At 64.3% G+C, this 22968-nt stretch carries 22 protein-coding genes; 4 read left to right on the top strand and 18 right to left on the bottom strand.

Translation table 11 applies throughout. The features are described from left to right. Positions 1-7: 7 nt before the first annotated feature. Together flgC and flgB are read right to left on the bottom strand one after the other, a co-directional pair. A complete protein-coding gene (gene flgC / locus IB257_RS01335) occupies positions 8-427 on the bottom strand; it encodes a flagellar basal body rod protein FlgC (RefSeq protein ID WP_054456669.1) in 420 nt (139 codons plus the stop codon). A gap of 23 nt (positions 428-450) precedes the next feature. Beyond that, the gene (gene flgB, locus IB257_RS01330) at positions 451-858 is read right to left on the bottom strand and encodes a flagellar basal body rod protein FlgB (RefSeq protein ID WP_054456668.1); all 408 of its coding nucleotides are present in this window, start codon (positions 856-858) and stop codon (positions 451-453) included. Positions 859-1035: 177 nt separating this feature from the next. Between flgB and flgA the strand changes: the two genes are divergently transcribed. The 3 genes from flgA (at position 1036) to IB257_RS01315 (ending at position 2683) form a co-directional block, all read left to right on the top strand. Then, positions 1036-1749 (top strand): flagellar basal body P-ring formation chaperone FlgA, encoded by a 714-nt coding sequence (gene flgA, locus IB257_RS01325; protein WP_192491749.1) that lies wholly within the window; start codon positions 1036-1038, stop codon positions 1747-1749. A gap of 129 nt (positions 1750-1878) precedes the next feature. Further along, the gene (flgM, locus tag IB257_RS01320; RefSeq protein WP_192491748.1) at positions 1879-2172 is read left to right on the top strand and encodes a flagellar biosynthesis anti-sigma factor FlgM; all 294 of its coding nucleotides are present in this window, start codon (positions 1879-1881) and stop codon (positions 2170-2172) included. A gap of 31 nt (positions 2173-2203) precedes the next feature. Continuing rightward, positions 2204-2683, top strand: coding sequence for a flagella synthesis protein FlgN (locus IB257_RS01315; protein ID WP_054456868.1), 480 nt, complete (start codon positions 2204-2206; stop codon positions 2681-2683). 107 nt (positions 2684-2790) lie between these two features. Here IB257_RS01315 and flhF read toward each other — a convergent pair whose 3' ends face one another. The 16 genes from flhF to flhD all read right to left on the bottom strand — a co-directional run bounded on the left by flhF (position 2791) and on the right by flhD (position 21630). Further along, positions 2791-5598 carry a flagellar biosynthesis protein FlhF gene (gene flhF / locus IB257_RS01310; RefSeq protein WP_192491747.1) on the bottom strand — a complete coding sequence of 936 codons (2808 nt, stop codon included), beginning with the start codon at positions 5596-5598 and terminating at the stop codon, positions 2791-2793. Next, positions 5595-7715, bottom strand: a complete 2121-nt coding sequence (flhA, locus tag IB257_RS01305) for a flagellar biosynthesis protein FlhA (RefSeq protein ID WP_192491746.1) — start codon at positions 7713-7715, stop codon at positions 5595-5597. The genes flhF and flhA overlap by 4 nt, the downstream gene beginning before the upstream one ends. A 3-nt stretch (positions 7716-7718) precedes the next feature. Beyond that, positions 7719-8873: a flagellar biosynthesis protein FlhB gene (gene flhB / locus IB257_RS01300; protein WP_054456664.1), complete on the bottom strand. Its 1155-nt coding sequence runs from the start codon at positions 8871-8873 to the stop codon at positions 7719-7721. Between the two features lie 186 nt (positions 8874-9059). Then, entirely contained in the window at positions 9060-10607 is a 1548-nt protein-coding gene (locus IB257_RS01295) for a methyl-accepting chemotaxis protein (RefSeq protein WP_225588712.1), read from the bottom strand. A gap of 220 nt (positions 10608-10827) precedes the next feature. Continuing rightward, positions 10828-11460, bottom strand: a complete 633-nt coding sequence (gene cheZ, locus IB257_RS01290; RefSeq protein ID WP_054456663.1) for a protein phosphatase CheZ — start codon at positions 11458-11460, stop codon at positions 10828-10830. 8 nt (positions 11461-11468) lie between these two features. Further along, a complete protein-coding gene (gene cheY / locus IB257_RS01285) occupies positions 11469-11858 on the bottom strand; it encodes a chemotaxis response regulator CheY (RefSeq protein ID WP_013393379.1) in 390 nt (129 codons plus the stop codon). Positions 11859-11908: 50 nt separating this feature from the next. Next, on the bottom strand, positions 11909-12967 hold the full coding sequence (locus tag IB257_RS01280; RefSeq protein WP_013393378.1) for a chemotaxis response regulator protein-glutamate methylesterase: 1059 nt from the start codon (positions 12965-12967) through the stop codon (positions 11909-11911). A 20-nt stretch (positions 12968-12987) separates the two neighbouring features. After that, complete coding sequence (locus IB257_RS01275) at positions 12988-13845, bottom strand: CheR family methyltransferase (RefSeq protein WP_054456662.1); 858 nt, start codon at positions 13843-13845, stop codon at positions 12988-12990. 8 nt (positions 13846-13853) lie between these two features. Beyond that, positions 13854-15557, bottom strand: a complete 1704-nt coding sequence (locus IB257_RS01270; protein WP_192492140.1) for a methyl-accepting chemotaxis protein — start codon at positions 15555-15557, stop codon at positions 13854-13856. Positions 15558-15647: 90 nt separating this feature from the next. Then, positions 15648-16148 carry a chemotaxis protein CheW gene (gene cheW / locus IB257_RS01265; protein ID WP_056570175.1) on the bottom strand — a complete coding sequence of 167 codons (501 nt, stop codon included), beginning with the start codon at positions 16146-16148 and terminating at the stop codon, positions 15648-15650. A 16-nt stretch (positions 16149-16164) separates the two neighbouring features. Further along, positions 16165-18285 carry a chemotaxis protein CheA gene (cheA, locus tag IB257_RS01260; RefSeq protein WP_119451935.1) on the bottom strand — a complete coding sequence of 707 codons (2121 nt, stop codon included), beginning with the start codon at positions 18283-18285 and terminating at the stop codon, positions 16165-16167. Positions 18286-18314: 29 nt separating this feature from the next. Then, a complete protein-coding gene (locus IB257_RS01255; RefSeq protein ID WP_054456659.1) occupies positions 18315-18695 on the bottom strand; it encodes a response regulator in 381 nt (126 codons plus the stop codon). A gap of 2 nt (positions 18696-18697) precedes the next feature. Beyond that, entirely contained in the window at positions 18698-19687 is a 990-nt protein-coding gene (gene motB / locus IB257_RS01250; protein ID WP_054456658.1) for a flagellar motor protein MotB, read from the bottom strand. A gap of 11 nt (positions 19688-19698) precedes the next feature. Then, entirely contained in the window at positions 19699-20574 is an 876-nt protein-coding gene (gene motA / locus IB257_RS01245) for a flagellar motor stator protein MotA (protein WP_054456657.1), read from the bottom strand. 118 nt (positions 20575-20692) lie between these two features. Continuing rightward, positions 20693-21274: a flagellar transcriptional regulator FlhC gene (flhC, locus tag IB257_RS01240; protein ID WP_118934083.1), complete on the bottom strand. Its 582-nt coding sequence runs from the start codon at positions 21272-21274 to the stop codon at positions 20693-20695. Between the two features lie 32 nt (positions 21275-21306). After that, positions 21307-21630, bottom strand: coding sequence for a flagellar transcriptional regulator FlhD (gene flhD, locus IB257_RS01235; protein WP_013393369.1), 324 nt, complete (start codon positions 21628-21630; stop codon positions 21307-21309). Positions 21631-22061: 431 nt separating this feature from the next. On the opposite strand from flhD, the gene IB257_RS01230 reads away from it, so the two are divergent. Then, positions 22062-22817, top strand: a complete 756-nt coding sequence (locus IB257_RS01230; protein WP_088140089.1) for an RNA polymerase sigma factor FliA — start codon at positions 22062-22064, stop codon at positions 22815-22817. Positions 22818-22968 lie beyond the last annotated feature (151 nt).

Here is a 22968-nt window from a genome sequence, read left to right as displayed (position 1 = left end):
CCGGAAATTAGGACTGGCCGATGGTCAGGGTCTTCTGCATCAGGGCCTTGGCGGTGTTGAGCACTTCCACGTTTGCCTGGTAAGAGCGCGAGGCTGCGATCATGTTCACGGTTTCGGCCACCGGGTCGACATTGGGCATGCTGACGTAACCCTGCGCGTCGGCCATGGGGTGCTGCGGGTCATAGACCTGCTTCAAGGGGGACTGGTCTTCGACCACGCCAGCCACGCGCACGCCGCCGATTTCCTGGCCCAGCGCCTGGCCGGCCGGGGGATTCACCTGGAACACGACCTGACGGGCGCGGTAGGGTTTGCCGTCGGGGCCAACCACGCTGTCGGCGTTGGCCATGTTGCTGGCCGCCACGTTCATGCGCTGCGATTGCGCGCTGAGCGCCGAACCGGCGATATCGAAAATGCTCAACAAGGACATTGCCTGCCGCTCCCTTTAAAGAATCATTCCTGAATTGCGGCCATCATGGTCCGGATACGGCCAGACAGCATCTGCATCGTGCTTTGGTAATGCAGGGTGTTATCCGCGAACTGCACGCGTTCGATGTCCATGTCCACCGTGTTGCCATCCATGCTCGGCTGGTACGGCAGGCGGTACAGGAGTTCCGTCGGACCTTGCGATACGGCCTTGGCCGGGATATGGCGAGCGGCAGTCAGCGTGAGCGCGGTGTCGGGCAGGCGTTTCGTGCCTTCCATGGCGTTGGCCATGGCCGTCTTGAAGTCGAAATCGCGCGCCTTGTAGTTGGGCGTATCGGCATTGGCGATGTTCGACGACAGCACTTCCTGGCGTTGCGCGCGCAGTCCCAGGGACTGCTGGAAGAACCGAAAATCTTCATTAAGCCTGTCTAGCATCGGGGCGCCTTGGTGCGTTGCAATTCAGATAAAGCCAGGGACGCCGGACAGACCGTTATCCCATTGGATGACGGCATCATAGGGGCCGGGCGCTCAACACAATCAGCCAAATAACCCGTCATTTCTCATCCAATTCACGTATTGCCGAATGCCGCGGACTTCTACAATTCCTCCATCATGAAAATATCCGCACTCCGACTCCGCGCGCGCGCAGGCTGCCTGGCAGCCCTGCTGCTGCCCCTGGCCGCCGCGCAGGGGCAGGAAGCCGCCGTTCAGGCCCCCGAGGCGATCGCTCTTGCCGCGCAAACCTATCTGCTGGATCAACTGGCCGGCCTTCCAGGGCAGCCCTCGATCGCGATAGACCCGCCGCGCGCGGAACGCCTGGCGCCTTGCGACGCCATGTCCCCGTTTATGCCCTCGGGTATGAAACTGCGTTCACGCATGACGGTCGGGGTGCGCTGCAACTCGCCCAAGCCCTGGACGGCGTATGTCCAGGCGACGGTGAGCGTGCCGGGCCACTACTACGTCGCCGCCCGCATGATTGCTGCGGGGCAGGCCCTGACGCCGGACGACCTCGCCCCAAGAGACGGCGATTTGGTCTCCCTGCCCCCTGGCGCGATTACAGATCCGCAAACCGTGGTGGGCATGTCGGCCGTGCACCGGATCAATGCGGGACAAGCGGTGCGGGCTTCCGGATTGCGCAACGCACAATCGGTGGTGCGCGGCGCCAACGTCCGCATCAACGCGCGCGGGAAGGGCTTCGTCGTCAGCAGCGAAGGCCTGGCGCTCGACAACGCCGCACCCGGCGCAACCGTGCAGGTCCGCACCGCAGGCGGCCAAGTGGTCAGCGGCGTGGTGCGCAACGCCGGCCTGGTCGAAATACAACTGTAATTGTTGTTACATGTCGCATTGCACCAACACGCCGCCTGCCCCTAAAGTTCCGTCCGGCCCTGCCGTTACTGAGGCATAAGTAGGCGAAACCGTCGCACAACCGACCCAGGACGCCCTGCGGAGAAAATCTTGAAGATCAATTCGACCACCAACCGCCCCCTATCGGCTGACGCCGTCGCGCCCCGCGCCGACTCGGCGGTTGCCCAGGCCTATGGCGCCAGTAGCGCCACCGGCTCCAGCAGCTCGCAGGTGGCGCTGAGCTCGGCGTCGCGCAAACTGTTGGCGCTGCAGGACGGCTCCAATGACATCAACGTTGAACGCGTCGCCGCCATCCGTGCGGCAATCGCATCGGGTCAGTTGAAGATCGACACCGGCCGCATCGCGGACAGTCTGATTGCCAGCGCCCGCGATTTGCTGAAGTAACCCCGAATCTCCCGAGTCCAACAGCATGACCATGAGCACCGTCGAATCCCTGCAATCCTGCATGCGCCAGGAAGATGCCCTGATCACCGAGTTCTCCGCCATTCTGGAAGAAGAGACCGAGGTGCTGGTGGGCTTGGGAAGCGTCGGCACGCTGCAGGAAATCACCGAGCGCAAGGGCGACGTCGCCCGCAAGCTTGTGGACCTGAGCCAGGTCCGGGACTCCCTGCTCGCGGAAATTGGTCTGCCCGCCGGGCACACCGGCACCGAGCAGGCGGCTGTTCTGCACCCGCAACTGTCCGGCGTCTGGCAGGCTTTGCTCAGTAAATCGGCATCCGCCAACGAAATCAACCTGCGCAACGGCGCGCTCATCGACGTGCACCTGCGCTACACGCAGCAGTCGCTGGACGCCCTGCGCGGCTTGGGCGCGGCGGGTGGCACCGTGTCCACTTACGACGCCCGCGGGCGTGGCGCACGCAGCGGCCCGGGCCGCAAGCCCATCGTGGCTGGTTGAACCTGGCAGGATGGGTAAAGCGCGCCAGTTCGCGCGCAAGATCCCACCTCGCTATCGCGCGCAACCCATCACATATTTGCGCAAAGCCACTGCAACAACGGCCGTCGTCACCCCGCCGTCATTTCCAACATCGCATACATCTTCAGCAAAGCCACAGGCAACATGCGCCCGGACAGCTTGCGATCCGTTCCCATGATGCCCGACAGGGGGCCGCGCAGCACTTCCGCTGCCGGCGTATGCGCCAGCTGCCAACATGCCGCGCCCATCTGGCCGGCCATTAGCGATTGGCGCGCCAAGGCATGAGCGCCGTCCACCGCCGGCAAAGCCTGCCACGCATTCGCCATATAGCGGAACCCCGCCTTGGCCTCATCCTGCAGCACCAGCCAGCGCGCCACGGTGGCGGCATCCGCTTGGGACGCGGGCAGATTGGTCATGCCGAACAACTGTCCGGCCACCTCGCCACTGACCGTGTCGATCAGCCGGGCGCAGACCAGCCGGACGGGCTCGCCACCGTTGCGGCCCGGCAGGATCACTTCCGTACCTGAGGCCCACAACGCCAGGGGCACGCGCTTGCTGCCCTGGACGCTGTGCAGCCCCGGCATGTCGCCAGGTTGGCCGACGGGCAGATAGCCCACGCTCTTGCCCACGGCATTCAAATTGGTCGGGCAGTCATCCTGGATGACGCGCTGCCCGCCAGCGCTGCGCGCAACCCAGGCAACGCCCTGCTCGTTCAAAGCTGGCCACAAGGCGGAAGTACCGGTTTCCAGCATGTGTACGACCGGGACGCGCGCCAGTTTCTCGGCCAGCCAGGCCACTCGCGCCTGTAGCGCCAGGGCCGCGTCCGGCTGCGCCGGCGCCGCTGGCGCAAAGGAGGACAACAGGCCGTGCGGCAGCACCAATTGCTGCGCCGGTGCCGCCAAAGCCGTGCCGCGATCACTCATCAGCAGCGTGCCCAGCAAGGCCCCGCCCGGGAGGCCCTCCCCCTTCATGGCGGCTTTGCCATGCATGGCAAGCAGGTGCCGTCCGCAAACCGCGGAAAACTCTCGACGCACCATCGCCAAGGGGTCATCGCCCAAGGCGGCTACGCTCGCGCCCGAACTGTCGCCGACATAGCCGCGCCAGGATGCGCGAGCCTGTACGCAGGCGGGATCGCTTTCCAGCCAGGTGATCGCGTCGTCCAGGTTCTGCGCGGCCTCGATGGACCCCGCGCCGCCTTGTGGACGCAGGATGGCGGACGCCAGCAATTGCCGCTTGCGCGCTGGATCCACGCTTTCCGGCTCCCGCGACGCGGACACCAGCGTAGCGAGGTCTGCCTCGCTAGGGGTGTACAGCGCGCGGGCGCGCTCGACCATCGAGAAGACGCGGTCGATCAGCACGTCGGCGCGGGCCAGCTCCATGTGTTCCGGCACTTTCTGCCCGACCGACATGTAATGGATGGGCAAGCGATGACGGATGGCCGTATCCAGCGCCGCGCCCAGGCGCGTAGCCTCGTCCAGCTTGGTAATGATGCAACCGGCGACGTCCTCGCCCACGCCATTGCGATATGCATGCGCCACTTCATCCAGCGTGTCGCCTTGACTGGCCGCGTTGAGCACCAGTAGCCGGCGCACGGGTTTGCCCGCGTTGCACAGCATGGCTGCCTGTTCCGCCACCTGGCGATCGCGCTGGCTGATGCCGGTGGTATCGATCAGCACGATCTTGCGGCTGCCCAATTCAGCCAGGATGCGGCGCAACTCGCCCGCGTCGCGCACGGAGTGGGCGGGCACGCCCATCAGGCGTCCGTAGATCTGCAGCTGTTCCAGCGCGCCGATCCGGAAATTGTCGGTGGTCAGCATCGCGACCTGCTCGCGCCCCTCGCGCGCCACGCAACGTGCGGCCAGCTTGGCCAGCGTGGTCGTCTTGCCCACACCGGTCGGACCGACCAGGGCATATACGCCGCCAGCCAGGAACTCATCCTCGGAACGCAGCACGGGCAGGTGGGTCACCAGTTCGTTGCGGGCCCAGCTCAGCGCCGCTTCCGGCGTCATTCCTTCCGGCAGGCGCTCCACCAGCGTGCGCACCAGCTTGGTGCTGAACCCAGCATCCAGCAGGCTGCGGAACAGAGCCGCGCCCGCGGGTTCCCGACCTGGCCCTTGGCGGCCGCCCCAGAGCAGGCCATCCATGCGGCTTTCCAAAGCGCCGCGCAGCGCGCTGATGGCGTCCTGCAGTCCGGCTGCGGCGTCGGCCGGCATCGCCGCAGGCGGCAAAACCGGCGGCTGACGCAACGGCGCGTCCGGCATGCGGGCCATGGCAGGCGCGGGTGCCGGTTGGGGCGTGGACGGCGTATAGGCCGCAGGCGCTGGAGCCGCGCTTGCCGGCTGGCCCGCATAGGCTACAGGCGCCGCCGGGACCAACCCTGCCGGCGCGGCAGCATATGCGGATGCGGCGGCAGGAGCGCCAGGCGCGGCAGCGGATGCAGCGGACTGATCTGTGGGGACCTGGCGCAACGGCGGCAGCGATGGCAATTCAACCCGCACGGGCGCCACCGGCTGGGGCGCTATCGGAGCAACCTGGGGCGTCTCATCTTCAGGCTGTGTCGAAGAAGCGTAAGCGGTCTGGTATGCGGCGATCGAACGCGACGGCGCCGCATATCCGCTCGGCGGCATCACAGGCGTGGACGCGCGCCCTGCCTGCTCAGGCAGATCGAAGCGCATGCCCGCAGGCGGCGGCGCTTCGGGCGGCCGGACGGGCGCGGCGTCCTGGCGCGGCGCGGCCTCATGGGCGGCATCGTCAAAAGCGCCTTCGACGGTGGCCAGCACCTCCACGCCGCCATCGACGCTGCGGTTCGACACGATCAGCGCGTCCGGGCCCAGCACCTGCCGGACCTGGCGCATCACATCGCGGCTATTCGCCCCAAAAAATCGGCTTATCTTCATGCCCCATTACCTCCGCCGATCAGCGCGGTAACACGCACCATGCGCTCATCGGGTATTTCCGTATTCGACAACACGCCCAGCTGCGGCAGATGGTGCCGCAGGAAGCGCGACAAAGGCGCACGCAAGACCGGAGACACCAGCAGCACCGGCGCGTTGCCTTGCGATTCCTGGCGTTCGACCGCAGCCTGCGCTTCGCGCAGCAAGGTATCTGCCAGCCCGGGTTCCAGGCCGCCGCTGGTCGTCATCGCCTGCGAAAGCACACGCTCAAGCTTCACGTCCAGGCCAATCACCCGCAGCTCGCCCTCTCCAGGGAACCATTGCTGGGTGATGGCGCGGCCCAGCGAACGGCGCGTCAGCGCGATCAGTTCGTTGATGTCGGGCTGGCTGCCCGTACCCGCGGCCAGCGCCGCCAGGCGCGGACCGTGCTCGGACAAGGTGTCGATGATGGTGCGCATATCGCGGATCGGCACCTCTTCCGACAGCAGGCCCTGCAATACCTTCTGCAATGCCGTGAGCGACAGGGTCTTGGGCACCAGATCTTCGACCAGCTTGGGCGCATCGCGTCCAATGCGGTCCAACAATTGCTGCACTTCCTGGCGGCCCAGCAGATTGGAACCGTGACGATGCATCAGGTGATTCAGATGGGTAGCGACCACGGTACCCGCATCAACCACTGTGTAGCCCGCCACCTGCGCCTGATCGCGCAGACTGCCGTCGATCCACAGCGCCGGCAAGCCGAAGGCGGGATCGGTCGTGGGCGTGCCCTTGATCTGCACGGTCACGCCGCCCGGGTCGATGGCCAGCCACTGGCCAGGCATGGCGACGCCGTGACCGACCTCCACGCCGGACAGCAGGATGCGGTAATCGTTGGGCTTGAGCTCCAGGTTGTCGCGGATATGCACGACCGGGGGCAAAAAGCCTACGTCCTGCGCGAATTTCTTGCGCAGGCTGCGGATGCGGTGCAGCAGTTCACCATTCTGGGCGTGGTCCACCAGCGGGATCAGGCGGTAGCCGACCTCAAGGCCTAGCTGGTCCACCATGGACACGTCGTCCCAACTGGCCTCGGCCGCCGCGGCCTGTGCCTGCGTAATCGCCTGTGGCGGCACCTCGGCCGCCGCGGCCGCTGCCGCGGCTTGTCGCTTGTACAGCATCCAGCCGCCCCAGGCCAGCGCGCCGGCCAGGGTCAGGAATGCAACGTGCGGCATATTGGGGATCAGGCCCATGATGCCGACGATACCGGCGGTCAGGAACAGCACGCTGGGGTTGGAGAACAGCTGGCTGAGAATCTGCTGGCCGATGTCCTGGTCGGTCGAAACGCGCGACACCACCACGCCCGCCGCGGTCGAGATCACCAGCGCCGGGATCTGGGCCACCAGGCCGTCGCCGATGGTCAGCAGCGTGTAGACGCGCGCCGAATCACCCATCGACATGTCATGCTGGGCGACGCCCACGATCAAACCGCCGATGATGTTGATCGCCATGATCAGCAGGCCGGCGATGGCGTCGCCGCGCACAAACTTGCTGGCGCCGTCCATCGAGCCGAAGAAGTCGGATTCCTGGGAGACTTCCGCGCGGCGCTTGCGCGCCTCGTCTTCGCCGATCAGGCCCGCGTTCAGGTCCGCGTCGATCGCCATCTGCTTGCCCGGCATCGCGTCCAGGGTGAAGCGCGCGCCCACCTCGGCGATACGGCCCGCGCCCTTGGTGATGACGATGAAGTTGATGATGGTCAGGATCACGAAGACGATGATCCCCACGGCGAAGTTGCCGCCGACCAGGAAGTGGCCGAAGGCCTCGATGACCTTGCCCGCGGCGTCGGGCCCGGTGTGGCCATGGAGCAGCACCACGCGGGTGGAAGCGACGTTCAACGACAGGCGCAGCAGCGTGGCGAACAGCAGCACGGCCGGAAATGCCGCGAAATCCAGCGGCTTGCGCGTAAACATGGCCACCAGCAGGATCATCACGGACAACGCGATGTTGAAGGTGAACAGCAGGTCGAGCAGGAACGTGGGCAGGGGCAAAACCATCATGCCCAGCACCATCACGATCAGGATGGGCCCTGCCAGCAGCCGCGCATGCGTGGCCCCGTTACTTTTCAACATGGTGAGCAAAGCGCTCATTCCTTAAGCTCCTTGTGCTGCGGTTTTGGCTTGCGGGTCCAGCTCGACCGGCACGGGCAACCGGGTCGGGGCCGTCGGCTCGGCGCCCCAACCGGCCCGCCAGGAGCGCAGCTGGAAGACCCACGCCAGCACTTCTGCCACCGCGGTGTAGAGTTCGGACGGGATTTCCTGCCCAAGCTCCACGTGTTGATGCAATGCGCGCGCCAAGGGCGGCGCTTCCAATGTGGGGATGCGGTTCTCGGCGGCAAGCTCGCGGATCTTGGCTGCGATCAGGCCCGTACCCTTGGCCAGCACCCGCGGTGCGCCGCTCTTTTCCTCGTCGTACTTCAGGGCCACGGCGTAGTGCGTGGGGTTGGTGACCACCACGTCCGCCTTCGGCACCTCTGCCATCATGCGGCGGCGCGCCGCCTGGCGCTGCTGCTGCCGGATGCGCGCCTTCACGTGAGGGTCGCCTTCGCTTTCCTTGTGTTCCTGGCGCACGTCTTCCTTGGACATGCGCAGCTTCTTCAGGTGGCTCCAGATCTGCCACGGCACGTCCAGCATGACAATGATCATCAGCGACGCCACGATGAAGGCGCAGCACATCGCCACCAGCGTCAGCGCCTTGATCAGCGCCGCCGATGGCGCCACGTGCATCAGGCTGAGCATGTCGTCGTGGTAGCGCCAGATGACCCAGACCGCCACGCCGCCGACCAGCGCGGCCTTGGCCAGCGCCTTGATGAGCTCCACCACCGTCTGTGACGAGAACATCCGCTTCACCCCGGAAATGGGGCTGAGCTTGGAGAAATTGAACTGCAGGGGCTTGCCCGAGATGACGATGCCGCCCAAAAGCACGCTGGACAACACGGCGATGACAGCCAACAGCCCGAAAATCGGCAACAGCACCAGCAGGGCCTGGCCGAAACCCTCCACCGCACGCTCGACCATCACGCCGGGATCGAGAACGATGCGCTGATCGAACGCCAGGCCGTTGCGCAACACGCCACTCAGGGTCCGGTAGAGCGAGCTGCCGCCCACCCAGATGGCGCCCACGCCCGCCGCCAGCATCATGAACGTTCCCAACTCGCGGGAACGCGCAATCTGCCCCTCCTCGCGCGCCTTTTCCAGGCGCCTGGGAGAGGCGGCTTCGGTTTTTTCGAGGTCGCTTTCTTCGGCCATGCTCTGCGGTGTCGTTGCGGCTCGCGGATTCTGGAATTACGAGCTGCCCGCCGAGATTCTAGGAGGCCCCGGGGTCTGGCGATAAGCCAAGAAACGGGGGGAAAGCGGCGCTATTCCCGGATGCGTTTCAGGCGGCGCGCTCCAGGCCCGCCCGGAACGCCCCCAGGCCCGGGCAGGCCAGCCACGTCAGTGGCCTGTGGCGACCGCCAGCCGGTCTGCCTCGCCCTCTCCGGCCGCCGCCTGGAAGCGGTTGAAGTCCAGGCCGATCCGCACCGCGCCCCAATGTTCCGACCCCAGATAGACCGGGATGGAAATGTCATTGACGATTTCGCCCGTATCGCGGGAATAGGTCTGCAGCAGCATCCCGCCGGTATTGGTCGCCAGGCGCAAGCCCACCGGATCATCGAAGATGCGCTTGTTGCGCACTCGCAGGATGTCCTGCTTCGGATCCCCGGTAGGCGCTTGCGAAAAGCGGCGATTGTGGGCCGGCGCGTAACCCCGGCCGTCCACCAGGATCGTGTAGATCCCGCCCGGCACGCCATCCAGCACGCTATCAAGCAACTGCGTCACGGTCTCATCGATCTGCCGGTCGTAACTGGTGTGGTAGCGCGCAGGGTCGCTGCCGGGAATGCGCCGGTAATGGCGGTCGAACACATCGGCACCACGGCTTCTGGCGTCTTCCAAAAGGTTGACAGCGGCGTCGCGGAAGGCTTCGACAGCCTGGGACAGGCCGTCAAAGGCGGTATTGCCGGTGCGCATGTCGGCCAGCACCTCCTGCACGCTCTCCGTCTGGCGACGGATGCGGTCGATTTCGCTGGACATGTTGCCGACGCGATTCAACACGTCGGCGCTCAACGCCGCTATCCGCCCCACCTCCTCGCTCATACCGTGGTTGGTGGAGTCCACCTCGCCTATGGCCTGGACAACGTCGCCGACCTGGCGGTTCATGCTGTCGAAGTCCCGCACGAAACGCTCAAAGCCGGAGCATGTCCGATCCAGCACTGCGCCGGACGCGTTGACGTCCTCGCGCAATGTGCCGGTCTGATGCTGGGTCGTCTCCACCAGCTCCAACATCTCGGCGGTATGCCGGCCGATATCGCTGGTAGCCGAGTTCACACGCTCGGCCAGCCGCCCGACCTCGCTGGCAACCACGGCGAATCCCCGCCCCGCATCCCCCGCCCGGGCCGCCTCGACCCCGGCGTTCAAGGCCAGGAGTTGAGTCTGCAAGGCGATCTCCTTGATCAGCTTGCTGATGTCCCCAACGGAGTGGGCGCGGTCTGTCAGTTGACCGACCACCTCGGTGAATGAAGCCATCTCCCGCGTCATGCGCTCCACCCGCGCCTTGACGTCGGACAGTTCGGCCAGCGCCTGCTGCGCCGCGTGCAGATTTTGCCCTGACACCTCGGCAATCTCACGCGCATGGGTGGAGGTTGACGTCGACAACGCGGCGATTTGCGCGCCGCTGGCCGCGAGCGCTTCCGCGGCCCGCGCCTGCTCCTGTGCCAGGATCGAACAATGGCCCGCCTGGAACTGCGTGCGGGCGGCGTTCAGCGCGATTTCGATGCTGGATTGGCGTACGGTCATGATGCGGCTGCGTATGCGCGCCATGAAACCGTACAGCGGCCAAACGGCCGGGCTGATGGATAGCGTACGTTCCGACAGGGTCGCGTCGCCGCGATTGAGCCGCCGCAACAACCGCCACATGCCGCCCAGGCGGAATACGGATCTGGCCATGATCAATCTCCTTGTGCCGGCCCGGATCGCCTTCTATGGGCATCCGTTGCCTGGCGCGCATTGCGCGCCATGATTCACGCTGCACGGCCCCTGATTATTGTTTTGGAGGGGAGTCTATCCACGAGGCGCGCTTTGCGCCCTTAGGGACTACCTTCATGCGCGGGCGGCACCACCCGGAAAATGCACCGCCGGAGTCCCTGTCCGGCGGCGCGGCTCCCGGCTAGAAGCCCAGGCTGGCCAGCAGGTCGTCGACCTGGTCCTGGCTGGTCACTACGTCGGTCTTGCCTTGCGGACTGATCTGCGGCCCGTTGAGCAGGCTGTTGGCTTCGTCGCGGCGTTCTTGCGGGACGTTGTCCAGCAGCACCTGCAGCAGTTCACGCTCGATCGCGCCGACCACGTCCATCATGCGCATGATGACCTGGCCCGTGAGGTCCTGGAAATCCTGCGCCATGATGATTTCCATCAGCTGGGATTGCGTCTGCTGCGCCTGCTTTGGCACATCCTGCAGGTAGGCGCGCGTGTCCTTCACAAGCTCGCGCGCCTCGGGCAATTCCAGGGGCTGGTCGTACCACTGCTGCCAGCGCGCATCCAGCGCCTGCGCCGAGCGCGACAGGCCATCCTGGATGGGGCCGGCCTGCTCGGTGGCGTTCAAGACGCGGTTGGCGGCCTGCTCCGTCATCTGCGCCACGTAGCGCAGACGGTCGCGGGCATCGGGAATGGCGTTGGCTGCGTCCTTGATGGCCTGATCCAGCCCCAGTTCGCGCATGCTGTCGCGCAGCATGCGCGTCAGCGACGCGATGCGGTGGATCAGGTCGGGGGATTCGCCCGGGCTCTCATGTTCCGTCGTGCTCATGGCTCACCTCAACCGGCGATTTTCTCGAAGATCTTGTTGAGCTTCTCTTCCAGCGTCGCCGCCGTGAAAGGCTTGACCACATAACCGTTGGCGCCGGCCTGGGCCGCGGCAACGATGTTTTCCTTCTTGGCCTCGGCCGTCACCATCAGCACGGGCAGCGAGGCCAGCGCCGCGTCGGCGCGGATCTGCTTGAGCATCTCCAGGCCGTCGAGATTGGGCATGTTCCAGTCCGACACCACGAACTGGAAACCGCCATTGCGCAGCTTTTCCAGGCCGATGGCGCCGTCTTCGGCCTCATCCACGTTCTCGAAACCCAGCTCTTTGAGCAGGTTGCGGATGATCCGCCGCATGGTGGGGAAGTCATCCACCACCAGAATCTTCAGGCCCTTGTCTACCATCTTCTACTCCAGAAAAAATTTAGCTTGGACCGATCGGGGAGCCTTGCGCGTCAGACGCGGTGCCCGCGATCGCCCAGGCGAGTCAGAATGCGTTCGCTTATCGCCGACAACGAAACCACTTCATCCGCGGCGCCCAAGGCGATAGCTTCGCGGGGCATACCGAAGACGACGCAGCTGGCCTCGTCCTGCGCAATCGTGTGGGCGCCCGCGCGGTGCATGGCCAGCATGCCGGCCGCGCCGTCCTTGCCCATGCCGGTCAGGATGACGCCGATGGCGTTCTTGCCCGCGGCGACGGCCGCCGAGTTGAACAGCACGTCCACCGACGGGCGATGGCGGTTGACGGGTTCGCTGGCTTCAAGCTCGATCACGTAGTTGGCACCGCTGCGGCCCAGACGCATGTGCATGTCACCGCCCGGCGCCAGATAAACGTGCCCGGGCAACACGCGGTCGCCGTGCACGGCTTCACGGACCGTCACCGCACACAGGGCATCCAGGCGTTGCGCAAAGGAGCGCGTGAAGCCCGCCGGCATGTGTTGGGTGATCAGGATGGCCGGGCTGTCGGGCGGCAACGGCTGCAGCACCTCGCGGATCGCCTCCGTGCCGCCCGTGGACGCGCCGACGATGACCAGTTTTTCCGAGCTGGACAGCGGACGGCGCAACATGGGCGCGGGTGCGGCGGGCGCGGCGTGCGCTGCTGGCGCGCGCAGCTTGGCGCGCGAGGCGGCGCGTATCTTGTCGGCGATGATCTCGGTGTATTCGAGCAGGCCGTCGCGGATGCCCAGTTTGGGTTTGGTGACGAAGTCGATGGCCCCCAGTTCGAGGGCCCGCAACGTGATTTCGCCGCCTCGCTCGGTCAGCGACGACACCATCACCACCGGCATGGGCCGCAGGCGCATCAGTTTTTCCAGGAAATCCAGCCCGTCCATGCGGGGCATTTCCACGTCCAGCGTCAGCACGTCGGGGTTATGGCGCTTGATGAGTTCGCGTGCCACCAGCGGATCGGGCGCGGTTGCGACCACCTCCATGTCCGGCTGGCTGTTGATGATCTCGGTCATCAGGCCACGCACCAACGCCGAATCGTCCACACACAAAACGCTAATTTTCTTCATTTTTTGCTGCCTCGGCCCGCTCAGGACCTGCCCGCGCATTCATAGACAGTCTGCCCGCGCAGACGAAAGTCCCGGCTGATATAGGTGAAGTTCTCGGAATGGCCAGCAAACAGCAAGCCACCCGGCTTGAGCAGCGGCACAAACCGTTCCAGGATCCTGGCCTGGGTAGGTTTGTCGAAATAAATCATGACGTTGCGACAGAAGATCACATCAAACTGTTCGTTGATTTGCCACGTCGGCGCCAACAGGTTCAGCGTCTCGTATCGGACCATGTCGGCGATCTCGGGACGCACCCGGACCTGCCCTTCGTTGGCGCCCCGGCCTTTCAAGAAGAAGCGCCGCAGACGCTCGCTATCCATTTTGTCCACGCGCTCGGCCGGGTAGACCCCCGCGCGCGCACGGGTGAGCACATTGGTGTCGATATCGGTGGCCAGCACCGAACTTGCACTGGCCCGAGGGCCCAGCGCTTCCACCAGCGTCATGGCGATGGAATACGGTTCTTCCCCGGTGGAGGCCGCACAGCACCACACCGACACCGGGCCGCCGCGCCGTTTGGCAAAGTCAGCCAAGATGGGGAAGTGATGCGATTCGCGGAAGAAGGCGGTCAGGTTGGTCGTCAATGCGTTGACGAAATCTTCCCACTCGGCCGCATTCGGTTCGTTTTCAAGCTGGTCCAGATAGCTGCCAAAATCCTGCATGCCCAGCGCGCGCAGGCGCCGGGCAAGCCGGCTGTAGACCATTTCGCGCTTGTGCGTGCCCAACGAAATTCCCGCATAGGCGTGAATCATCTTGCGCACGCGCGAAAAGTCCGCGTCGCGAAAATCGAATTGGCGTTCCACCGAAATGGACGGCGCCTGGGTTGCCGCTGCTGTAGCCACTGCGATCCTCAGTGCCCAAGCGCAAGCGAGTCAGGCGCCTGCAAGCGGGTGTCGTCACCGGCGGAACGCGCCGACGACAGGCGCTGGGCCGGAACCTCGATGACCTCACCCACGTTGATTTTGAACACGGACACCGCTTCGGCCAGGCGCTGCGCCTGCTCCTGCAGAGAACCCGCAGCTGCTGCAGCCTCTTCCACCAGCGCCGCGTTCTGCTGCGTCACCTCGTCCATCTGCGACACGGCACGGTTGACCTGCTCGATGCCGCTGGACTGCTCTTCGGACGCCGCCGAGATCTCGCCCATGATGTCCGTCACGCGCTTCACCGAGGCCACGATCTCCTGCATCGTCGAGCCGGCGCGCTCCACCTGCTGCGATCCCGCGCCAACCTTGGTCACGGAATCCTCGATCAGGCCCTTGATTTCCTTGGCCGCCTGGGCGCTGCGTTGCGCCAACGAGCGCACTTCGCCTGCCACCACGGCAAAGCCTTTGCCCTGCTCGCCCGCTCGGGCTGCTTCCACCGCTGCATTCAGCGCCAGGATGTTGGTCTGGAAGGCAATGCCGTCGATCACCGAAACAATCTCGGAAATCTTGCGCGAACTTGCCGAGATTTCCTGCATGGTGTGGACCACTTCCGACACCGCCGAACCGCCGCGCTCTGCCACGTCCGAGGCGCTGGCCGCCAGCTGGTTGGCCTGGCGCGCATTGTCGGCGTTCTGCTTGACGGTAGAGGCCAGTTCTTCCATCGAAGCCGCGGTTTCTTCCAGCGAGGCCGCTTGCTGCTCGGTGCGGCTGGACAGGTCCGTATTCCCCGCCGCGATCTCGTGCGAACCGACGTTGATCTCATCCACGCCGCGGCGCACTGACGCCACGGTGCGGGTCAGGCTTTCCTGCATGCGCTTCAAGGCGGCGAACAGCTGGCCGATTTCGTTGGTATTGCGCGCGTCCACGCGGGCGGTGAGGTCGCCACCGGCGATGCGGTCGAAGTGATGACCGGCTTCCTTCAGCGGCAGCAGCACGCGGCGACGCAGGAACACATAGGTGGCGAACACAAGCAGCGCAGCGATCACGCCGCCGGCGGCGACTGCCATCAGGACGAACTGGTAGCGCACCTGTGCCACTTCGTGCGCATCCAGCGTCTTGCTGGCGCGCCAGAAATCAAAGCCTTCGATGGCGCGCGCGTACCGCCCCTCGAGAGCGTCCTGTACTGTCTGGACTTGCTTCTGGTAGGCAGGCATGTCCGCCTTTTCCAAGGCGGCCACCAGCGGCGTCAGCCCTTGCCGGACCAGCGCGTCATAGGATTCGTCGATTTCTTTCAGGGCGTCGGCCGCTTCGGCGGGCCGAGCCAGGCTCTTGTAATACTCGTACTCGGCCTGCCCCTTGTTCATGGAGGCCTTGGCCCGCTCCAGCAGGCCAGCCGCCTCGGAGGACAAGCCCTGGGTCAGCAAGGTGGGCTGCCCCACGCTCTTCACGATGTCCGCATAGTTGGCGGCGGCCGCGCGGCCCAGGCCAGTCATGGTGTCCTTGTAGCTGGAGACCACGCGGCCGACCGCGTCATCCAGCTCTTGCGATTGCTTGATCTGCGCCAGGGTGCCATTGCTGATGCGCAGGGACAGCACGCCCAACGCGGCCCCTATCACCAACATGAATGAGAAAAACGCCAGCACCCACAACAGGCTGCTGCGTATCGTCATGTTTGCGAAGAACTTGCGCATCACAAGAACCACTCCCAGATTGAAGTCGTTAAAGGAAAGCGCCACATTGGGTTCAATATGGCGCTTTTACCTCCCAGCAGGCCGTTCCGATCAGGACGCGACCTTCTCCACCAGCGCCATTTCGTCGCTGGTCATCATTTTTTCAATATCCACCAGGATCAGCATGCGTTCGTCCACCGTGCCCAGGCCCGTCAGGTACTCGGTGGACAAAGTGGCGCCGAATTCCGGCGCCGGGCGGACCTGGCCCGAATTGAGCATCAGCACATCGGACACGCCATCCACCACGATACCGACGACGCGGCGGTCGAGGTTCAGGATGATTACCACGGTCTGCTCGTTGTAGTCGACGCGGCCCAGGTTGAACTTGATACGCAGGTCGACGATGGGCACGATGATGCCGCGCAGGTTCGTCACGCCCTTGATGAACGGCGGAACATTCGCGATGCGGGTGACCGTGTCGGCGTCGTAGCCGCGGATCTCCTGCACCTTCAGGATGTCGATGCCGTACTCTTCGTCGCCCAGCGTGAACACCAGGAACTCGCTGCCGACATCTTCATTGCGCGCGGCTTGCGCTTGCGGTTTGGCTGCCATGAGGTTTATTTCTCCATCAATTCAGAATGGCTTCGGGCTGCGACCAACGCTCGCGGTTGGCGCGCGCAAGCGCAAATACGTCGACGATCAGGGCCACGCTGCCATCGCCCAGGATGGTGGCGGCGGAAATGCCCGGCACCTTGCGGTAATTCGATTCCAGATTCTTCACCACCACCTGGTGCTGGCCGATCAGGTGATCCACCAGCAACGCAAACCGGCGGTCCTCGGCTTGCATGATGACCGCGATGGCCTGCGTGGGATCGGTCTGGGCGTCGCTGACCGAGAACACCCGGTGCATTTCGACCAGCGGCAGGTACTCGCCGCGCACGTGCATCACGCGCTCGTTGCCCGCCACCGAGTAGATCTGGTCATTGGTGGGCTGCAGCGATTCGGTTACATGGTTCAGCGGCAGGATGAAGGTTTCCTCGCCGACGCGCACCGACATGCCGTCCAGAATGGCCAGCGTCAGCGGCAGGACGATGCGCGTCGTGGTGCCGTTGCCCGGCTCGCACGACAGCTGCACGTGGCCGCCCATGTCCTGGATGTTCCGGCGCACCACGTCCATGCCCACGCCTCGGCCGGAGATGTCCGTCACCTTTTCGGCGGTGGAAAAGCCCGGCGCAAAGATCAGCTGCCAGATTTCGTCGTCCGGCGAATTCTCGTTGACGGGCAGGCCCTGGGCGATCGCCTTCTTCAGGATCTTGTCGCGGTTCAGCCCGCCGCCGTCGTCGCTGACTTCAATGACGATGTTGCCGCCGTTGTGCTGGGCCGACAGCACCAGCTGTCCGACGGGGTCCTTGCCAGCGGCGACGCGCTTTTCGGGCGTCTCGATGCCGTGGTCCAGGCTGTTGCGCACCAGGTGGGTCAGCGGATCGATGATGCGTTCGATCAGGCTCTTGTCCAGTTCCGTTGCGCGGCCGTGGGTTTGCAGTTCGATCTGCTTGCCCATCTTGCTGGCGATGTCGCGCACCAGGCGTGGGAAGCGGCTGAACACGTAATCCATCGGCATCATGCGGATGGACATGACCGCTTCCTGCAGGTCGCGGGCATTGCGCTCAAGCTGTTCCATGCCATTGAGCAGGCGGTCGTGCAGCACCGGATCCAGCGTGGATGCGGTCTGGGCCAGCATGGCTTGGGTAATGACCAGTTCGCCCACCAAGTTGATGACCTGGTCGACCTTTTCGACGCCGACGCGGATCGAGGTGGATTCCTTGTCCGCGTGCGCCGGAGCTGCCGCAGCGGGCCGGGCCGCGCGGGTGGACTGTGTGATGGCCTCGGCGGCCGCAGCCGACTCGGCGACGGCCGGCGCTTCGGGCGCCGTCTGTGCGGGAGCCGGCGCGGGCGTCGCAGCCGCAATTGGAGCAGCAGCCTGCGTTACGCCCGCCGGAGCAGCTTCGCGGCTGATTTCCAGCTGGTCGCCGTCGACGATGAAGCAGCATACTGCCTCGATATCGTCTGGCGTGCAGGTGCTGTCCATCCAGACGGTCAGGGCGCCGTCGGCGCGTTCGCTGGCCTTGACGTTGCCGAGATTGCCCATTTCCTCGAGGAGGGAGGCGGCGTCCTTGTCCGAAACCTTGGTGATCCGCACACGCAGAGGCAAGCTGCCGGCTTCCGCTGCCGGCGCTTGCGCGGCGGGCTCGGGGGCAGGCGCCGGGGCGATCACGGGAGCCGGGGCCGGAACCGGCGCTGCCACGGGTGCAGGGGCCTCGGCCGGCGCGGCTGCCGCGGCGGGATCCTTATGCTCCAGCGCAAGCTGCCTCAGTACGGCGCAGATACGCTCAAACACGGCTTCATCGGGCTCTTCGGAGGCCCGATAGGCATCCAGTTGGCTTTTGAGCACGTCTTTCGTTTCCAAGAAAATATCGATCATGTCCGTACGCAGCGCCATTTCGCCGCGACGGATCGCATCCAGGAGGTTTTCCAGCAAATGGGTCGTGCCCGCCAGCTGAGTGAAGCAGCCGAAGGTGGCCGCCCCACCCTTGATCGAGTGGGCGGCGCGGAAGATCGCGTTGAGCTGTTCGATGTCGGGCGCGCCCACATCCAGCTCGAGCAGCAGCTGCTCCATCTGCGCGAGCAGCTCGTCCGCCTCGTCGAAAAAGGTCTCGTAAAACTGACTGAGGTCCAAACCAGAACTCATGACCCGTACGCCTTCAAAAATGAACTTGCTTACGCGCCGGCCTGCTCGTCGAGCAGTTCAGACGCCAATTCCACCAGCACATCCGGGTCGACCGGCTTGGAAAGCCAGCCACAGACCCCCAGATCCCGGGCGGCCATCTTGCTGTCCACGTCGTCCTCGGTGGTCAACACCAAGACCGGCACGTCCAGGTACTCGTCCTCTTGGCGCAGTCCCTGGATCAGCTCCAGACCGCCCATGACCGGCATGTTCCAGTCGCTGACCACCAGGTCCACCGGGTGGCTCTTGGCCAATTCCAGCGCTTCCTGGCCATTGCCGGCCGTCAGGACTTTCCATCCCGCGCCCGTCAACGTCGCCTGGACGATCATGCGCATCGTCGCCGAGTCGTCCGCCACAAGAATCGTTGCAGCCATTGCTATCGAACCCCTTCCGCGGGCGGGTTGCTCTCCGCCTCGCCTGGTTTGGTTGCCGTCGTGGCCTGGGCCGCGGCTTGCGCCGCTTCCACCGCCGTTCCTACCTCTCGGGCATCCTTGGCGCTGACGTCCGCAGCCGCGGCGTTCTCGCTTTCGATGCGCCGCTGGGTGCTCTGGTTGAGCACCACAAGGCTGATACGTCTATTAACGGCCGCATACGGGTCATCTTTAACCAGGCTCATGCTGGACGACAGCCCCTGGATGCGCAGGACCTTGCTTTCGTTCATTCCGCCCGCCACCAGCTCCTGGCGCGACGCATTGGCGCGGTCGGCCGACAGCTCCCAATTGCTATAGGCGCGCTCTCCGCGAGCGTATTGCGAGGCGTCGGTGTGGCCGGAGATGCTGACCTTGTTGGGCAATTCATTCAGGACCGGCCCCAGTTCCCTGAGGATGTCGCGCATGTAAGGCTGCACTTCCGCGCGGCCGGTGGCGAACATCGGACGGTTCTGGTTGTCGATGATCTGGATGCGCAGACCCTCCGTAGTCAGGTCGATCAGCAACTGCGGCCTGAAGCTCTTCAGCACCGGACTGGTCTCGATGACGTTTTCGAGCCGCTTTTTCAGATTTTCCAGGCGATGCTGTTCGCGGCGTTCGGCGTCGCCCATGGGCTGGGCCTCGACGCGGTTGCCCTGCGCGCGGCGTACATCGCCCTCGCTGCGCAAGGGATCCCTGCCGCCTCCTGGAACCGCGCTGGTCTCGGCCGAACTGCTGGGCCCACCCGTAATGGCGACGCGCAATGGCATGCGGAAGTACTCCGCAATGCCCTTGAGCTCTTCGCGCGGGACCACGCTGATCAGCCACATCACCAGGAAGAACGCCATCATCGCCGTGATGAAGTCTGCGTACGCGATCTTCCAGCTGCCGCCGTGGTGCCCGCCGCCGTGGACCTTCTTGCGGCGGATCACCACACGGTGGTTGTTTACCGTGCTCATGGCCCGCTCCGTCAGGCCTTGCCGGTGGCGGTGGACTTGGCTTGCCGGACGTGCTCTTCCAGCTCACCAAAGGTCGGACGCACTGCGGAGAACAGCACCTTGCGGCCGAACTCCACGGCCAGCTGGGGCGGATAGCCGTTCATGCTGGCCAGCAGCGTGGTCTTGATGCATTCCAGCACCTTGGTGGCCTCATCGCTGCGGCGCTCGATGCGCGACGCCAGCGGCCCCACGAAGCCGTAGGCCAGCAAAATACCCAGGAACGTGCCCACCATGGCCTTGGAAATCAGGTCGCCCAGGATCGCCGGAGGCTGGTCCACGGCGGCCAGTGCCTTGATCACGCCCAGCACGGCGGCCACGATACCGAAGGCCGGCAGGCCATCGGCCATTTGCTGCAGTGCGCGCACAGGAACTTCGCGCTCATGGCGGTAGGTTTCGATTTCCTCATCCATGAGCGTCTCGATTTCGAACGAGCTCATGTTGCCGCTGATCATGATGCGCAGGTAGTCCGTGATGAACTCCATCAGCTTGGCGTCTTTGGCGATGCGGGGGTACTCGCTGAAGATCGGACTGGATTCCGGGTCTTCGATATGCGACTCGATGGCCATGAGGCCCTCGCGGCGTGCCTTGTTCAGCAGCACGTACAAGAGCGCCATCAGCTCCATGTACACGTCCTTGCCGTAGCGCGAGCTTTTCAAGGCGTCGGGCAAGGCGGACTTGACCAACATCAACGACTTCTTGCTGTTGCTGGCGAGGAAGGCACCAAAAGCCGCCCCGAAAATCAGCGTGAGCTCGAACGGCTGGTATAGCGCGCCCAAATGGCCGCCCAGCGCTATGAAGCTGCCGACGACCGACACGGCCACCACGAGAAAACCGATAACAATCAACACATCAGGCCCCTGCCAACGAAGTCTAAAACTGGCGTCAATGATCCCCTGTTCCCCCCGACCCAAAAAGGCGGGTTACGGGGGGTTTTCCAGGGCTTTTGATGTATTTGAATACCGCCGGTCAGAGCCGGGCGGCATTCGCAACGGGTGCGGGGCGGGTGCCGGAGCGCGCCTTGGCCGCAGCGCGGGTCTTGCCGGCACGGGGTGGCGGCCGGCAGATCGCGCACACGAAATCCGACTGGGGATCGTGGGCATGGGCGATGAAATGCCCCCCGCATTGGCGGCAGGCGGACATTTGCAGCATGCCGCTATCAAAAAAGCGCACCAGCATCCAGGCGCGCGTGAAGCTCAGGACGGGCTCTGCGCCTTCGGCGGCATCGGTGCCGGCGTTTTCGAGATAGAGGCGATAGGCGTCGATGGTGGCGCGTATGCCCTTGCTGCTGGTGCGCGTATTCAGGAACGAATACACGTTGTAGAAGAGCGAGGAATGGATGTTCGGCAGCCAGGTCATGAACCAGTCAACCGAAAAGGGCAGCATGCCCTTGGGTGGCGAGCAGCCGCGGATTTCGCGGTACAAGCGTGCCAGGCGGTCGTGGCTGAGGCTGGTTTCAGCCTCCAGCACCTGCAGCCGGGCTCCCAAAGTGATCATGGAGCTGGCTAGCAGAATGTCATCCGCTTCCTGCGAAACGCTCTTGGTGGCCATTACACGTGCTTCCGGATGGAATGATCAGGCCGTCAGGCCAATTCTTCGACAGGCTGCTTGGCCAGCAGGATGGTTGCGTGCGCTTGCTGCAGCGCACCACCCAGAACGTCATGGGTCAGCGCGGACAACAGGCTGTAGTCATCGAAGCGGAAGCGGCACAGCAACGAGCTGGAGCTTGCGAGCTTGACCAATTGCGCCGGCGAAAGGCGCATGAGGATGTCAGCAACCTCATTGCTGAATCCCAGGCGGAACATCGACGCCGCGTAGTCGTCGCGCAGCATGCGCTGTGCCAGTAACAAATAGGACAGATTCACTTCGCGAATGTCTGTCAGCAATGAATTTTCGACTTGTTGCACGCCCAACTCCCTATTCCCTATCCCGCCGATGGGGGCTTGTGTAAGCAAAAGCACCGGAATTCCGTTGCCATTACGTTCGATACATCCCGCTTTGATGCGAAATGTATCATTTGTTCGCAATTTAAGTAAAATTTACCACAGCTGATGTCATTTTCTATGACTTATATGACAAAACTTTGTTGATGTTGCGCAACTTACCGTTTCCGATACACCTTGACATATAAATTTCAGACGAATTTACGTCAATTTGGCAAATAAGCATTCAAAACATTGCGTACTTTGAGGAATGAAACGGTGTTGTTTGCCGACAATGGCACCTTGCAGATCACTAAATCCACCCAGCTTTAGCGCAGCCGCGCGTTTGTCGACAATGTCGCAAATTGACAACAACAGACCACGCGCAACGATGGACACCGCCCGACATTCCCGCAATGCCTCACGCAGATGACAGCCTGGTCGAATATGCCCCGCTAGTGCGGAAGCTGGCCCTGCAATTGCTCGCCCGGCTTCCCGCCAGCGTAGAACTCGACGACCTGATACAGGCCGGCATGATCGGCCTGCTCGACGCCGTGCGCCGCTATCAGGAAACCGCTGACGCCCAATTCGAAACCTACGCCACCACCCGCATCCGCGGCGCGATGCTGGACGAACTCCGCGGCCAGGACTGGCTGCCCCGGAGCGTGCGCGCCAAGGCGCGCAAGATCGAGCAGGCCATCCAGCAGCTGGAACAGCGTTTGATGCGCGCCCCGAGCGAAGCCGAAATCGCGCAGCAGCTCGACATGCCGCTGGGCGACTACCAATCACTGTTGCACGATGCCCAGGGCGTACAGATCGTGCACTACGAGGACTTCACCACCGAACCCGACTCGGCCAGCGGCCAATCCGACTGGGCCGCCACGCTGAACCATGGCGCCGCCGGCGGCAATCCGCTGGATTCGCTGCTGGCCGGCGATTTCCGCCAGGCGCTGATCCACGCCATTGACGCCCTCCCCGAGCGTGAAAAGCTGCTGTTGTCGCTTTGTTACGAACAGGGGCTGAACCTGAAGGAAATCGGCGCGATCCTGAATGTGACCGAGGCGCGGGTGTGCCAACTGAGGTCGCAGGCGACCGCGCGGATACGGGCGAAGCTGAAGGAACAGGCGTGGCAGGAATTGCCCCAGGACGGGCAGATTGCGCAGGTGATATAGATAGGCGCAAACTCGGCACGCGCCGGAACGCCTTTGCCGCGACAGCCCTGGCCGCCAAGGCCCCTGAACATGACGGACGCGCCTCGCGTCCGTTTTACATTGCGCGCCGACCACACATGAAAGACCGCGGACACGCGCGCTCTACATCCGT

The sequence above is a fragment of the Achromobacter sp. ACM03 genome, from assembly GCF_014851665.1.
Classification (GTDB): domain Bacteria; phylum Pseudomonadota; class Gammaproteobacteria; order Burkholderiales; family Burkholderiaceae_B; genus Achromobacter; species Achromobacter aegrifaciens.
This window is presented reverse-complemented; position numbering and strand designations above follow the sequence as displayed.